The following is a 13,911-nucleotide window of genomic DNA, read 5'->3' on the forward strand; positions in this document are numbered from 1 at the left end:
TCATCTATTTTCCATTATTTTACCTTATGATTATGAATATTCAAACGAAAAAACCGGCAGTTCTGCTGAGAGAGAATTGCCGGCTTTTGATGATGTTTATTGGCCGGGAACGGAATTTTCTGCGTTGACAGCGCCCGCTCCGTAGATATTCGGATCTTCATCTTTCCATTTGTCCGTGCCGTTTTTCAAAAGCTCTTTTACTTCATCAGGGGTAAGATCCGGGTTTTGCTGAAGAATTAAAGCTGCGATTCCTGCGCAAATCGGTGTTGCCATCGAGGTTCCTGACATTGTAAAGTACTGAGACCCTACACGGCTTGACTTTTGGAGCTTATCAATATAAGAATTCGGAGAGCGAAGGGAAATAATATTAACACCCGGCGCTAAAATATCGGGCTTTTCTTTCCCGTATACTGTCGGGCCGCGGCTTGAGAAGGAAGCGACAGTATCATCATCGCTGCTTGCAGTATTGTTATCGTCAAGCGCACCTACTGTAATCACCTTTTCGCTCACGCCCGGGCTTGCAATGGTCTGCGAATCAGGGCCTGAGTTTCCGGCAGCGACACAGACGACAATCCCTGCGCTCCACGCTTCCTCAACCGCTCTGACTAACGGATCTTCCTGTTCATGATCATATCTAAGGGCATCGCCCCCGAGCGACATGCTCATAATATCAATCGGTTCATCGGGGTTGTCCTCATTGTATTGAATACACCACTCAACACCCTCTATAATATCTGCTAACGTTCCTGAACCCTGCTTGTTTAATACCTTTACGCCGATGAGATTGGCTTCCGGTGCAGGTCCGCGGTATTGACCGGAAGAGGATGCACCGCTGCTTGCGACATCACCTGCACAGTGTGTGCCATGACCATTATCATCGTACGGCTCTGTTTTTTGATTGACCATGTCCGCGAATCCGATAATTCTTCCTTCTAGATCAGGATGCGGGTAGATTCCTGTATCGACAACAGCGACAGTAACACCTTTTCCTGTCAGGGTTTGCCCGTTTCTGACGACTTCCTTCGCATGGCTTGCTTCGGTTGCCGTGTCTAAAAGCGCTTTGACTTCGCGGTTTAAATACACTTTACGGATATTGCTGCATTCAGAGAGAAGGGAATGTAATGCTGAAGGAGTAACCTCGGCGCTGCAGCAGTTGATTTTGTTGAAGCGGCTTTTTAGCTTGCTGCGTTTTTCTTTTTGCAGCACCTCTCCAGCCATTTGAAAGCCGGTCTCGTGACAGCCTTCCTCAAATTCGATAATGACTGACATTTTTTTTCTGTTTTGCAATTTGGTTTCGAAAAATTTATGCAAGAAGCAAGGAGTCCATTTGAAGGGCTTGTAAAGTTGCAATACGGTTTCCCGTAACGGCCAATCTAGCTTGTGAGCATTTGCTCTCACCATTTGTACCATAGAGTACCCAAACATGTATTTTCCTCCTATTATAAGGTTCTCTGTATACTCTATGAACAGATGATAGGTTTGGTAAGTTTGTTTGTCCTCTGTAAGAGACAGACAAGAGTTTGTTTTTCTGAATCTTTCGCATTAGATACGATAGATTCAGAAGCTGAGGAAATCATTGGGGATTGAAAAAGAACGTTTGTTCGTATTATAATGTGATCATATCAAACTGGGAAGGGGAGAGCAACCGTATGAATTTCTACTTGCACCGATCTTTGGAAAGCCAAATGCCAATCAGCATTATATATGAAGAAAGACGGAACGATTAGTAAAAGAACGATTATTGTGAGACAGAAAAGCAAAACGAAAATCAAAGCATTTTGTTTTTCGAAACAACAGATCAGAACATTTTTATTGGACTCTATCCTCTCCTGTGATTTTGTGAGAACAAATAAGCAAAATCTCTATTCTGCAGGCCGGTAACAGCTGTCCGTCTCAGCAACCGGGCAGCCTGTTACTAAAACCCTCCTTAAACCTATATACATTTATTTGCCAAGTGAGGTTGTTCCTACCTTTTTTGTCTTTCCTCTCAACCTTTTTTCACTCTTATTTGAAATGAACCGCTAATAACCGTGACAATCAATTGATTTTTTGAAACCGGGAACTTTTTCACTGATGATATTGTGTATACAATGGTAAGATAAAACCTATTGGCTAAACCTCATATAATGAACCGCGCCATTCTTATGAAAGGAGTTAAACATGAGAAGATTTTTACTAAATGTCATATTAGTCTTAGCCATTGTCTTGTTCTTGAGATATGTTCATTACTCATTGGAACCAGAACCATCAAATCAGCCAGATACATATTCAAATTTCAGCAGCTTGGCAGAGAATGAGAGCCCAGCCGATTACGATATTTCATATAATGAGAAAAAAGGAAGCAAAGTCTTAATTATGTCTCCGCATGGCGGAAGAATTGAAGGCGGAGTAAGTGAGCTTGTGCGTTATTTCAATAATGAATACTCTACATACCTATTTGAAGGGTTGAAGTCCCATGATAACCAAACACTGCACATTACAAGCACCAACTTTGATGAGCCATTGGCAAAAAAGAAAATCAAGGAGCATCAATATGTGGTGGCTTTTCACGGATATAAAGGAGAGAACAAGAATACCCTTGTAGGGGGAACAGACCGAAAGCGGGCGAAAATGATTGTGAGAGCCCTTGAGCGGAGAGGGTTTTCCGCTGAGTTAGCGTCGTCTAAAAGCGGTCTTGCTGGATTGAATGCCGAAAACATTAATAACCAAGGGGAAACGGGGCTAAGTATCCAGCTGGAAATCAGCCGTGAGCAGAGAGAAGCATTTTTTGATGATTTTTATTATAAAAATAGAAAATACACAAAGAACAGTGAATTTTATGCTTATGTCAGTGCGATCAAAGGTGTCCTGGAAAAAGAGTATTCGTAACAAGCAGATCAGAAGACAAAATAAGAGAAGATCAGTAGACTGAAATAGGATAAAAAAGGAGGCAAAACAATGGCAGATCATCATTTTTATTTAAAAGCGAACTGGCCGGGTAACCGTAATGATGTCGGTACGATCGAAAGCGGAAACCTGATCACATCGATTTCCATTCCTAAAGAAATGGATGGCCCGGGAGAAGGGACCAACCCAGATGAAATGCTTCTCGGGGCGGCAGCGACCTGTTACATTATTACACTTGCAGCGATGATGGAGAGAAGCGGGCTGGAAAAAGAAGACTTACAGATGGAGTCAGAAGGCATTGTCAACGTTACAAAAGGAGTCTTTACATACAAAAAGATCATTCACCGTCCCTCTGTCGTGCTTAAACATGATGCTTCACAAGACGACGTCGCATTGGCGCACAAACTTTGTAAAAAAGCGGAGTCGTCATGCATGATTTCGCGTGCAATTCAAGGAAATGTCGAGCTGCAGCTTGAAGCCTCTGTGAAACTGGGTGGAGAATAAAGAAAACAGACGGTCACTCACAGGCCGTCTGTTTTTTATCTTCAGCGTGGGCTTTCGATTGATTTAGCACGACCACGCCTGCAATGACAAGCGTGAGACCGAATACACCTTTTAAACTGATGGTTTCGCCAAAAAGCAAAAACCCGACAATTGCTGTAAGCGCGGTACCAACGCCCGACCATGTTGCATACGCGCTTGATAAGTCAATTGTTTTTAAAGAAAAGCTTAGAAACGTAAAAGCAGAAAGAAATCCGACTATGACTCCGGCAATGGGCCAGGCTTGTGTAAATCCTTCTGAAAGCTTCAACATCGTGCTCCCAAACACTTCAGATACAATGGCGAGAGCCAAATAAAGCAATCCTCTCATCTTCATCACTCCTTTACGGCCAATTAAGTAACACGACCCCTGATAGTAATAAAAGAATCCCGATAAGCCCTTTGGCATTCAGATCTTCCTTGAACCATTTTACTCCGATCACTGTCGTCAGCACCGTGCCTGCCCCGCTCCAAGTCGCATAGGAGAGGCTCAGGGGAATATGGTTTAAAGTCAGGGACAGCATATAAAAGGCGAGGGAATAGCCAATAACGACCAAAGCACTTGGCTTCCACTTTTTGAAGCCATCAGATACTTTCAGCATGGCTGCTCCTATCGATTCCGAACATATGGCAATCGTGAGGAATATATATCCTATCAACATCATGAATTCTCCTCACTATATTTTTAGATTAGAAAAAAAACTTCAGCTAGAAAAATATTAGTGTATGCCTATGTATGAGTCAAGAGATTCATTTTCACACACTTAAAAAGACCCCTTTTTAAGGGGTCTTTTGCGTTTAATAATAAAAAGGGAACGGGGCATACGGATAATAGGGGTATCCGCCATACAAATAAGGATTAAATAAAGCGCTTCCTATAAGCCCGCCTGCAAGGCCGCCGATAAACGGTCCTCCAAAAAATCCGAATGGCCGGCCAAACCCATAACCAAATCCGGGTCTTCCAAACCCGTAACCGAACCCGAACGGTCTTCCAAACCCAAATGGTCTCCCGAATCCGAACGGCCTTCCAAATATTCTTGTATCTTCAGGGCTGAAATGCTCTAACTCGTTCATGTTTTCTTTCCTCCTGTAATAAAGTGTAGATGATGCAGTGTATTCACCCTGCCCGGATTTGATTGGGCGAATCGAGGAAAAGGAGGATGTGAACACATTGGGCCTGTATCAGTCTGACTGGTCAAAAGCACCGCCCCACGCACATGCTTATCATGTCAAAACAACGAGAGAACAGGGCCATTATCATCTCATCGAAGGGTTTACTCAGCCGGCAAACGGATCAAATACCGATCAGCATACACATTACTATACAGGGATCACTTCATTTGAAAACGGCCATTTTCATCGGTATTACGGAATCTCAGGACCGGCGATTCCCTTAGCAGATGGCACACATTATCATGAAATCGAAGAAACGACGTATCTGGCCTATAACGAGCCGATTGAGATCCAGTACGGAGGGGTTGTGTACGATCCCGGAGATGACAGAAGAAAAACGCATCGTCATACCCTGAAAGGAAAGACAAGGGAAATTGTCGGCAATGAGCCGCTCGGCTGGTAGAAGGATGTTTACCGATGCAAAAAAAGGGCAAAATGGATAGGTGGTTGTCCATGTTGAATGCTATAATGGGGGGAGATTTATAAAAGAGAGTGATACATATTGAATAATACGAAGCAGCCCGTTGTCATTTTAGTCGGACCGACGGCAGTGGGGAAAACCAATTTAAGTATTCAGCTAGCCAAATCCTTAAACGCGGAAATTATCAGCGGAGATTCGATGCAGATTTATAAAGGGATGGATATTGGAACAGCTAAAATTACCGAACAGGAGATGGAGGGAGTGCCCCATCATCTGATTGACATTTTAGATCCCCAAGACTCTTTCTCTACTGCCGATTATCAAAGCTTAGTAAGAAATAAAATCAGCGAGATTGCAAATAGAGGAAAGCTTCCGATGATTGTCGGCGGTACAGGGCTTTATATACAATCTGTGCTTTACGATTATACATTTACGGAAGAGGCAAATGATCCCGTGTTTCGAGAGAGCATGCAAATGGCTGCTGAGCGGGAAGGCGCTGACTTTCTTCATGCCAAACTTGCTGCAGCAGATCCCGAGGCAGCAGCTGCGATTCATCCGAATAATACAAGAAGAGTCATTCGCGCACTGGAAATTTTACATACGTCCGGAAAAACGATGTCCCAGCATTTGAAGGAACAAAAACGAGAACTTCTGTACAATGCAGTGTTAATTGGCCTGACAATGGATAGAGACACGCTTTACGAAAGAATTAATCAGCGGGTCGATTTGATGATGCAGTCAGGCCTTCTTCCGGAAGTGAAACGCTTATACGACAAGAACGTGAGAGACTGTCAATCAATACAGGCGATAGGCTATAAAGAGCTGTATGCATATTTTGACGGTTTTGTGACACTTTCCGATGCTGTCGAACAGCTAAAGCAGAACTCGAGGCGGTATGCGAAACGCCAGCTGACGTGGTTTCGCAACAAAATGCAGGTCACATGGTTCGATATGACACCGCCTGTTGATATGGAGCTGAAAAAAAAGGAAATTTTCACACATATAGCAGGAAAACTCGAACTTTAATCGAAACTGTATGATATAGAGAATCAAGGAGGACGAAACATGAAACCGATTAATATTCAGGATCAGTTTTTGAATCAAATCCGGAAAGAAAATACGTATGTCACTGTTTTTTTGCTGAACGGCTTTCAGTTGCGGGGCCAGGTGAAAGGCTTTGATAACTTTACCGTATTGTTGGAATCGGAAGGTAAGCAGCAGCTTATATATAAACATGCGATCTCAACGTTTGCGCCGCAAAAAAACGTCCAGCTTGAACTCGAATAGATCAAAAAATGCCATGTCAAGACATGAGGAAAGGCTGTCGGGGGTTCCCGGCGGCCATTTTTAACATGAATCCACTTTTGCTCCAAGCTTTTTGTGTAAGCTGACCATGCCAAGGCACGGTCTTTTTTTATGAGAACAACATACGGAAGTAAAAATGGTATATTATGTATAAAATGAATTTGGGAGTGATCGATCTTGTTTGAAAGTGAAGCAGAACTGAGACGAATCAGGATTGCACTTGTATGGATAGCTGTCTTTTTACTGTTCGGGGCGTGCGGGAATCAAGATACCATTATTGAAACAGACAACGGCAATTCAGACTATGAAACGCCTCAGCCCACCTCGTTTCCACTTGAACATAACCATTTTGGCGTTATGGAGGACGGCTATATCAAAATTTATGAGTATAATGAGTCCCGCAATGAGGTAAAGCTGAAGAAAGAATACGCGGATGATGAGCTTGAATAAAATTCACAAGCATTCGAATTTACAAAGCGGATGCCAGCCGCTAAACTAAATACAGACACAGATCAAACAGAGGGTGAAAACATGAAGCATAAAGTGATCGTGAATCATTGGGAAGAAATTTGCGAAGATGATTCTTGCTATGAATACGGAACAAGTATCATTGTGAACGGAAAAGAATTAATCAGAGAAGCGTCAATTATCACTGCTTTGAAGGCGGTTTTAGAAGAGATCGGCGCGGATGTTGAAATAGAAGAAACAGTAGAGAGCGAAAAATGCTGTGATAGCTTAAGAAAAAAAAATCTAGACTACTAAGCAGTTTTTTTTCATGTTATGATATACATCGGCTAAAAACGACACCCCGAGTAGGACGAGAGATGATTCTCGTTCTGCTCTCTTTTTTGGGCCCTAATGAGTCTGCCCGTTTGCCTGATTTGATCAAAATATGAATTTTTCATAAAAACGAATCTATATATTGTGTTTTTGCTAGAGGGTAGTATACTATATATAGTGTTAGTGATGAGAGATTCATATTTTTTGATAGGTCGTGATAAAACGTGGTACAAATCATATTTGATTCGAAAACAGGGAATGTTCAGCGGTTTGTGAATAAAACAGGCTTTCAGCAGATACGCAAGGTGGACGAAATGGACCACGTGGACACTCCGTTTGTTTTGGTCACCTACACGACAAACTTCGGCCAGGTACCGGCATCAACACAATCATTTCTCGAAAAATACGCCCATCTCTTATTGGGAGTCGCTGCGAGCGGCAACAAAGTATGGGGCGATAACTTTGCAAAAAGCGCCGATACCATTTCAAGACAATATCAGGTGCCGATCTTGCACAAATTTGAACTCAGCGGCACATCTAAAGACGTTGAATTGTTTACTCAGGAGGTAGAAAGAGTTGTCACAAAATCAAGTGCCAAAATGGATCCAGTTAAATAACGAAATCATGATCCAAAAAGATGGGAAATTCCAGTTTGATAAGGATAAAGAAGCTGTACATAGCTATTTTGTAGATTATATCAATCAAAACACAGTCTTCTTTCACAATTTAAAAGAGAAGCTGGATTATTTGGTTGAAAACCAATACTACGAAGAGGAATTCTTAAGCCTTTATTCTTTTGAAGACATTAAAGAAGTGTTTAAGACAGCTTACGCTAAGAAGTTTCGTTTTCCTTCCTTCATGAGTGCGTTTAAATTCTATAATGACTATGCTTTGAAAACGAATGACAAGAAAAAAATCCTCGAGCGTTATGAGGACCGGATCTCAATTGTTGCGCTGTTCTTCGCTAACGGCGACACTGAGAAAGCAAAAGAATATGTAAACCTGATGATCAATCAAGAATATCAGCCGAGCACACCGACATTTTTGAATGCCGGCAGAAAACGCCGCGGTGAACTTGTGAGCTGCTTCTTGCTCGAAGTTAATGATTCTTTAAATGACATTTCAAGAGCAATCGATATCTCCATGCAGCTTTCTAAGCTTGGTGGCGGGGTTTCTCTTAACCTGTCCAAGCTTCGCGCGAAAGGTGAAGCCATTAAAGATGTTGAGAATGCGACAAAAGGCGTTGTAGGCGTCATGAAGCTTCTTGATAACGCGTTCCGTTACGCTGACCAAATGGGACAAAGACAAGGCTCCGGCGCGGCGTATTTAAACATTTTCCACCGCGATATCAATGATTTTCTTGATACGAAAAAGATTTCTGCGGATGAAGATGTGCGTGTCAAAACGCTTTCGATCGGTGTTGTCATTCCGGATAAGTTCGTTGAGCTTGCACGCGAGGACAAAGCGGCTTATGTATTCTACCCGCACACGATTTATAAAGAGTACGGCCAGCACATGGATGAGATGGACATGAACGAAATGTACGACAAGTTTGTCGACAACCCTCGGGTGAAAAAGGAAAAAATCAACCCGCGGAAACTGCTTGAAAAATTGGCGATGCTTCGTTCTGAATCAGGCTATCCATACATCATGTTCCAAGATAACGTCAATAAAGTGCATGCGAATAACCATATTTCCAAGGTCAAATTTTCTAACCTTTGCTCTGAAGTGCTGCAGGCATCTCAAGTTTCTTCATACACAGACTATGATGAAGAAGATGAAATCGGTCTGGATATTTCCTGCAACCTGGGTTCGCTTAACATTCTCAATGTCATGGAGCATAAATCAATCGAAAAGACAGTCAAGCTTGCGACAGACTCTTTAACACACGTGTCTGAAACAACAGACATCCGTAATGCGCCTGCTGTAAGACGGGCAAACAAAGCGATGAAATCAATCGGCCTCGGTGCTATGAACCTTCACGGCTACCTTGCGCAAAACGGCATTGCGTATGAAAGTCCGGAAGCGCGTGACTTTGCAAACACGTTCTTTATGATGGTGAATTTCTACTCCATCCAGCGTTCTGCGGAAATCGCAAAAGAGAAGGGCGAAACGTTTGATCAATATGAAGGATCAACCTATGCGACAGGTGAATACTTCGACAAATACGTTTCAACTGATTTCTCACCGAAATACGAAAAAATCGCTAATCTGTTTGAAGGTATGCATATCCCGACGACAGAGGACTGGAAAAAGCTAAAAGCATTTGTCGCTGAACACGGTATGTATCACAGCTACAGATTATGCATTGCGCCGACAGGCTCTATCTCATACGTTCAATCAAGCACGGCGTCTGTTATGCCGATTATGGAACGGATTGAAGAACGAACATACGGCAACTCAAAAACGTACTACCCAATGCCTGGGCTTGCATCTAATAACTGGTTCTTCTATAAAGAAGCCTACGATATGGACATGTTCAAGGTTGTGGATATGATCGCCACTATCCAGCAGCACATTGATCAGGGAATCAGCTTTACATTGTTCTTAAAAGACACAATGACGACCCGAGATTTAAACCGAATCGATCTGTATGCACATCATAGAGGAATTAAAACCATTTACTATGCAAGAACGAAAGATACTGGGCAAGACAGCTGCCTTTCTTGTGTTGTTTGATTAAAGGAGAGTTTATAGTGACAAAAATTTATGACGCAGCAAACTGGTCAAAGCATGAAGACGATTTTACCCAAATGTTCTATAACCAAAACGTGAAACAGTTCTGGCTTCCGGAAGAGATTGCTTTAAACGGCGATCTCCTCACATGGAAGTACCTCGGAAAAAATGAGCAGGACACTTATATGAAGGTACTGGCCGGACTTACGCTTCTTGACACAGAGCAGGGGAATACGGGGATGCCGATCGTGGCTGAACACGTAGATGGCCACCAGCGGAAAGCGGTGCTGAACTTTATGGCGATGATGGAGAACGCTGTCCATGCGAAGTCGTACTCTAATATTTTCATGACCCTTGCACCGACTGAAACGATCAATGAAGTATTTGAATGGGTTAAACAAAATAAATATTTGCAGAAAAAAGCGCAAATGATTGTCGGGCTTTACAAAGCCATTCAAAAAGATGATGAAATTTCACTGTTCAAAGCCATGGTTGCTTCCGTCTATCTGGAAAGCTTCCTTTTCTACAGCGGTTTCTATTATCCGTTATATTTCTACGGACAAGGAAAACTGATGCAAAGCGGTGAGATCATTAACCTGATCCTTCGTGACGAAGCGATTCACGGCGTGTATGTCGGTCTCCTTGCTCAGGAAATTTATAATAAACAGACAGAAGAGAAAAAAGCAGAGCTTCGTGAATTTGCGATCGACCTCCTGAATCAGTTATATGAAAATGAGCTTGAGTATACAGAGGACTTGTACGATCAAGTCGGGCTCTCACATGATGTAAAGAAATTCATCCGCTATAATGCGAATAAAGCGCTGATGAACCTTGGATTTGATCCATACTTCGAAGAGGAAGACATTAATCCGATCGTTTTAAACGGATTAAACACAAAAACAAAATCGCATGACTTCTTCTCTATGAAGGGGAATGGCTATAAAAAAGCGACAGTTGAGCCGCTCAAAGATGATGACTTTTATTTTGAAGATGAAAAAGAGCAGATATAATATCTGCTCTTTTCGGCTTGAAGGTTCAAATGAGGAGGACGCAGTACCCATGGGAAAAATGGACGAAATGATTTTAGTTGCCCCGCGCGATGATGTGTTTAAAAAAGAAAGCTTAACCTTCCAGGGCGTGTACAGTGAAGATAGCAGAGTAGCAGAAATCATGGCTCAGATTGAAGCGGCCTATCGTGAAATGAGAAGAGGGGACGCAGAAGAAGATCCGCGTTTCAAGCAGCCGATACCTTATGTCGTCATTAAGCGTGAAGATGAAGTTTTTCTTTACGAGCGGCTGGCTGGCGGCGGTGAATCACGTCTGCACAACAAGCTTTCTCTCGGTTTTGGCGGCCATATGAACGCCATCGAAGGGGCAGCTTCATTTGCTGAAGTCTTAAAGCTGAACACAGACCGTGAGCTTGAGGAAGAACTGCAAATAAATGAAGAAGATAAACAGGCGATTGTCACACTGGGATTGATCAATGATGATGAAAACAGTGTTGGCAAAGTGCATATCGGTATTCTTTCTGCGCTTCAATTAAAGCCTGGCGCACAAGTGGAAGTGAAGGAGAAAGAACAAATTGCGGGTAAATGGATGAAAGTTTCTGAATTAAAACAGGATGATATCTACAACCGTCTGGAAACATGGTCACAGTTTGTTGTTGATATTCTTGAATAAAAAAACCCGGTTTCTCGCGATGAGGAGCCGGGTTTTTTTATGAGACGCTCGTCCCCGTCTCGGCTATGATTCTAGGATCACAATAGCGTCAAAGCCGGCATTTTTCGCTCTGGCAGCGAGGGTGTCTGCATTGTCTTTGGATGAAAATGCGCCAATCTGCACTTTGTATAATCCGTCCTTTAAAAGGACAATCGAGTCAAAACCTTTGGCTTCGGCATTACTTGCGAGCGAGTCGGCATTCGCTTTGACTTTAAATGCGCCGATTTGAACCTTATATAACCCTGAGCTGGAAGTCTTTTTAAGGTTAAAGGCTTGCTCCAGCCCGTTTGCATGTCCTCTCGCTAAGCTTTGAATAAAACTGCTCGTTTTCAGCTTATTTGCATCGGAAACGGTATCAATGAAGCCGTTCTCGGTCAAGAGGGCAGGCATTGCCGACTCCCTTAGGACGTGGAAGTTCGCTGTTTTTTTGCCGCGATCGGCAAAGTCGACAGCTTGTATCACTTCAGAGTGAATTGTCGATTGATAAGTCGTCGTCGGGGCTCCTACATCTGGATAAATATAGCTTTCAAAACCTGTGCCTCCCCCGGAATTAACGTGAATGGACAAAAAGAAATCTGCTCCCCAGTTATTTGCGGCATTTGTCCGGTCGTTTAAGCTGACATATTGGTCGCTTGTCCGGCTCAGCAGCAGAGAAACGCCTTCATATTCATTAGTTAATATCGTACGTAAGGCTAAAGCGATTTGCAGGGTTAACGTTTTCTCCTGAAGGCCATTACCTGTTGCGCCTGGATCAGACCCGCCATGGCCAGGATCAATAAAAATTTTAACCATTTTTCATCACCTCATTACAGGATATGAAAAAACACGGCTTCTGCTTGTACGATTATCATTCAACTGAAAAATGAGGAAATAACCCTTTCACATCCAGAAATTATTTCTCGGGAAAGCGCACAATTCAACATGAAGCGACAACAGATACGGTCCGACATGAAATCTGTGCATACGCCATATGTTTGTATGTACTATGGGTTCGGTTAACCTGCACTGATTCCTGCTGGTTTTAAGCTTTGCGTTCATATTAAATCAAGCATTTAAAACGTAAATTGATGAGGAAAGCTCCTTTCATTAAAGACACCGCTTTATAAATCGAAAAAAAGAAAAACACTTCAGGTATCTTAGGGCGGGTAATACGTTTCGTACAAAAATCAGCCCGTTGTATGAAAAAGAAATAATGAGAAAGAAGCTCACTATAATACTCTGACAAAATGATTAAAAACAAAATCTCATGGTTTGTCCACCCCATGTCCGTGAATACAATAAGAAATAAAGTATTTCTCGGGAAAGCGCAGGATTCCTTATTGTTCCCGAAAAAAGCAATTGTTTCGACACATGATAGGCGTTTGTCACAATCGGCATCCGCTTGAATATCATATAGAGAGAACAGAGAGGTGAAGATGTTGGAGCGCGCTGTGACTTATAAAAACAACGGACAGATCAACATTATTCTGAACGGGCAAAAGCAGGTGCTGACGAATGCTGAGGCAGAGGCGGAATATCAGGCTGCATTGCAAAAAAACGAAGCAAAGCACGGCATTTTGAAGGAAATCGAAAAAGAGATGAGCGCATTAGTTGGGATGGAGGAAATGAAACGCAACATCAAGGAAATATACGCCTGGATTTTTGTGAACCAAAAACGCGCGGAGCAAGGCTTGAAGGTTGGAAAGCAAGCGCTGCACATGATGTTTAAAGGAAATCCGGGAACGGGAAAAACGACGGTTGCACGGCTCATCGGCAAGCTGTTCTTTGAAATGAATGTCCTGTCAAAAGGCCACTTAATAGAAGCGGAGCGGGCTGACCTGGTCGGGGAGTATATCGGACACACCGCCCAAAAGACGAGAGATTTAATCAAAAAGTCATTAGGTGGCATTTTGTTTATAGACGAAGCCTACTCGCTGGCAAGAGGCGGCGAAAAGGACTTTGGGAAAGAAGCGATCGACACACTTGTAAAGCATATGGAAGACAAACAGCATGAGTTTATTTTGATACTCGCCGGATATTCACGGGAAATGGATCATTTTCTCTCGTTAAATCCCGGACTCCAATCAAGATTTCCCATCTCCATTGATTTTCCGGATTACTCTGTGACCCAGCTCATGGAGATTGCGAAACGAATGATCGATGAAAGGGAATACCAGCTCAGTCAAGAAGCGGAATGGAAATTGAAAGATTACTTAATGACAGTGAAAAGCACGACAAGTCCCATTAAATTCAGCAATGGACGTTTTGTCAGAAATGTGATCGAAAAATCGATCAGAGCACAAGCCATGAGGCTTTTAATGGGAGACCAATACTTAAAAAGCGACTTGATGACCATCAAAAGCCAAGATCTTTCCATTAAAGAAGAAGCATCTGGATCTGCATAGACCTCTCAGTTTTTGAGAGGTCTGTTT

The 13,911-nt window shown here is 42.7% G+C and carries 17 protein-coding genes and 1 pseudogene; 13 read left to right on the top strand and 5 right to left on the bottom strand.

Annotated features, from left to right (window positions below; genetic code table 11):
• Positions 1 to 96: 96 nt before the first annotated feature.
• Positions 97 to 1,425, bottom strand: coding sequence for a serine protease AprX (gene aprX / locus NST22_RS09250; RefSeq protein WP_009967303.1), 1,329 nt, complete (start codon positions 1,423 to 1,425; stop codon positions 97 to 99).
• Positions 1,426 to 1,649: 224 nt separating this feature from the next.
• Here aprX and NST22_RS09255 point away from each other — a divergent pair.
• The 3 genes and pseudogenes from NST22_RS09255 to NST22_RS09265 all read left to right on the top strand — a co-directional run bounded on the left by NST22_RS09255 (position 1,650) and on the right by NST22_RS09265 (position 3,390).
• Positions 1,650 to 1,881: pseudogene (locus NST22_RS09255) on the top strand (hypothetical protein).
• 279 nt (positions 1,882 to 2,160) lie between these two features.
• Complete coding sequence (locus tag NST22_RS09260) at positions 2,161 to 2,868, top strand: poly-gamma-glutamate hydrolase family protein (RefSeq protein WP_003245758.1); 708 nt, start codon at positions 2,161 to 2,163, stop codon at positions 2,866 to 2,868.
• A 69-nt stretch (positions 2,869 to 2,937) separates the two neighbouring features.
• Positions 2,938 to 3,390 (top strand): OsmC family protein, encoded by a 453-nt coding sequence (locus NST22_RS09265; protein WP_003245175.1) that lies wholly within the window; start codon positions 2,938 to 2,940, stop codon positions 3,388 to 3,390.
• A gap of 13 nt (positions 3,391 to 3,403) precedes the next feature.
• Here NST22_RS09265 and ebrB read toward each other — a convergent pair whose 3' ends face one another.
• From ebrB to NST22_RS09280, 3 genes are all read right to left on the bottom strand, one after another.
• Positions 3,404 to 3,757 carry a multidrug efflux SMR transporter subunit EbrB gene (gene ebrB / locus NST22_RS09270; RefSeq protein ID WP_003245163.1) on the bottom strand — a complete coding sequence of 118 codons (354 nt, stop codon included), beginning with the start codon at positions 3,755 to 3,757 and terminating at the stop codon, positions 3,404 to 3,406.
• Positions 3,758 to 3,770: 13 nt separating this feature from the next.
• Positions 3,771 to 4,088, bottom strand: a complete 318-nt coding sequence (gene ebrA / locus NST22_RS09275) for a multidrug efflux SMR transporter subunit EbrA (RefSeq protein WP_009967307.1) — start codon at positions 4,086 to 4,088, stop codon at positions 3,771 to 3,773.
• Between the two features lie 136 nt (positions 4,089 to 4,224).
• Positions 4,225 to 4,500 carry a hypothetical protein gene (locus tag NST22_RS09280; protein ID WP_003245252.1) on the bottom strand — a complete coding sequence of 92 codons (276 nt, stop codon included), beginning with the start codon at positions 4,498 to 4,500 and terminating at the stop codon, positions 4,225 to 4,227.
• Between the two features lie 88 nt (positions 4,501 to 4,588).
• On the opposite strand from NST22_RS09280, the gene NST22_RS09285 reads away from it, so the two are divergent.
• The 9 genes from NST22_RS09285 (at position 4,589) to NST22_RS09325 (ending at position 11,461) form a co-directional block, all read left to right on the top strand.
• Positions 4,589 to 5,002, top strand: coding sequence for a YmaF family protein (locus tag NST22_RS09285; protein ID WP_003231769.1), 414 nt, complete (start codon positions 4,589 to 4,591; stop codon positions 5,000 to 5,002).
• A gap of 99 nt (positions 5,003 to 5,101) precedes the next feature.
• Positions 5,102 to 6,046, top strand: a complete 945-nt coding sequence (miaA, locus tag NST22_RS09290) for a tRNA (adenosine(37)-N6)-dimethylallyltransferase MiaA (RefSeq protein WP_003245569.1) — start codon at positions 5,102 to 5,104, stop codon at positions 6,044 to 6,046.
• Between the two features lie 39 nt (positions 6,047 to 6,085).
• Positions 6,086 to 6,307, top strand: a complete 222-nt coding sequence (gene hfq / locus NST22_RS09295; protein ID WP_003221097.1) for an RNA chaperone Hfq — start codon at positions 6,086 to 6,088, stop codon at positions 6,305 to 6,307.
• A gap of 195 nt (positions 6,308 to 6,502) precedes the next feature.
• Entirely contained in the window at positions 6,503 to 6,775 is a 273-nt protein-coding gene (locus NST22_RS09300) for a YmzC family protein (protein WP_003245879.1), read from the top strand.
• Positions 6,776 to 6,856: 81 nt separating this feature from the next.
• Entirely contained in the window at positions 6,857 to 7,087 is a 231-nt protein-coding gene (locus NST22_RS09305) for a hypothetical protein (RefSeq protein WP_003245262.1), read from the top strand.
• 242 nt (positions 7,088 to 7,329) lie between these two features.
• Positions 7,330 to 7,722 (top strand): class Ib ribonucleoside-diphosphate reductase assembly flavoprotein NrdI, encoded by a 393-nt coding sequence (gene nrdI, locus NST22_RS09310; protein WP_003231758.1) that lies wholly within the window; start codon positions 7,330 to 7,332, stop codon positions 7,720 to 7,722.
• A complete protein-coding gene (gene nrdE, locus NST22_RS09315; RefSeq protein WP_003245700.1) occupies positions 7,682 to 9,784 on the top strand; it encodes a class 1b ribonucleoside-diphosphate reductase subunit alpha in 2,103 nt (700 codons plus the stop codon). Before nrdI ends, nrdE begins: the two co-directional genes overlap by 41 nt.
• Positions 9,785 to 9,801: 17 nt before the next feature.
• On the top strand, positions 9,802 to 10,791 hold the full coding sequence (nrdF, locus tag NST22_RS09320) for a class 1b ribonucleoside-diphosphate reductase subunit beta (RefSeq protein ID WP_003231754.1): 990 nt from the start codon (positions 9,802 to 9,804) through the stop codon (positions 10,789 to 10,791).
• A 49-nt stretch (positions 10,792 to 10,840) separates the two neighbouring features.
• Positions 10,841 to 11,461: a hypothetical protein gene (locus NST22_RS09325; protein ID WP_003245105.1), complete on the top strand. Its 621-nt coding sequence runs from the start codon at positions 10,841 to 10,843 to the stop codon at positions 11,459 to 11,461.
• A gap of 63 nt (positions 11,462 to 11,524) precedes the next feature.
• On the opposite strand, the gene cwlC is transcribed toward NST22_RS09325, so the two are convergent.
• The gene (gene cwlC, locus NST22_RS09330) at positions 11,525 to 12,292 is read right to left on the bottom strand and encodes a sporulation-specific N-acetylmuramoyl-L-alanine amidase (protein ID WP_003244862.1); all 768 of its coding nucleotides are present in this window, start codon (positions 12,290 to 12,292) and stop codon (positions 11,525 to 11,527) included.
• A gap of 623 nt (positions 12,293 to 12,915) precedes the next feature.
• On the opposite strand from cwlC, the gene spoVK reads away from it, so the two are divergent.
• Positions 12,916 to 13,884, top strand: a complete 969-nt coding sequence (spoVK, locus tag NST22_RS09335; protein WP_003231746.1) for a stage V sporulation protein K — start codon at positions 12,916 to 12,918, stop codon at positions 13,882 to 13,884.
• Positions 13,885 to 13,911: the final 27 nt, after the last annotated feature.

This window comes from Bacillus sp. PS237 (assembly GCF_037963345.1).
Classification (GTDB): domain Bacteria; phylum Bacillota; class Bacilli; order Bacillales; family Bacillaceae; genus Bacillus; species Bacillus subtilis.

Bases quoted from the DNA above. Each gene is read 5' to 3' on its own strand.
- aprX (WP_009967303.1), bottom strand. From the start codon at position 1,425: ATGTTTGGGTACTCTATGGTACAAATGGTGAGAGCAAATGCTCACAAG.
- NST22_RS09260 (WP_003245758.1), top strand. From the start codon at position 2,161: ATGAGAAGATTTTTACTAAATGTCATATTAGTCTTAGCCATTGTCTTG.
- NST22_RS09265 (WP_003245175.1), top strand. From the start codon at position 2,938: ATGGCAGATCATCATTTTTATTTAAAAGCGAACTGGCCGGGTAACCGT.
- ebrB (WP_003245163.1), bottom strand. From the start codon at position 3,757: ATGAGAGGATTGCTTTATTTGGCTCTCGCCATTGTATCTGAAGTGTTT.
- ebrA (WP_009967307.1), bottom strand. From the start codon at position 4,088: ATGTTGATAGGATATATATTCCTCACGATTGCCATATGTTCGGAATCG.
- NST22_RS09280 (WP_003245252.1), bottom strand. From the start codon at position 4,500: ATGAACGAGTTAGAGCATTTCAGCCCTGAAGATACAAGAATATTTGGA.
- hfq (WP_003221097.1), top strand. From the start codon at position 6,086: ATGAAACCGATTAATATTCAGGATCAGTTTTTGAATCAAATCCGGAAA.
- NST22_RS09305 (WP_003245262.1), top strand. From the start codon at position 6,857: ATGAAGCATAAAGTGATCGTGAATCATTGGGAAGAAATTTGCGAAGAT.
- NST22_RS09325 (WP_003245105.1), top strand. From the start codon at position 10,841: ATGGGAAAAATGGACGAAATGATTTTAGTTGCCCCGCGCGATGATGTG.
- cwlC (WP_003244862.1), bottom strand. From the start codon at position 12,292: ATGGTTAAAATTTTTATTGATCCTGGCCATGGCGGGTCTGATCCAGGC.
- spoVK (WP_003231746.1), top strand. From the start codon at position 12,916: ATGTTGGAGCGCGCTGTGACTTATAAAAACAACGGACAGATCAACATT.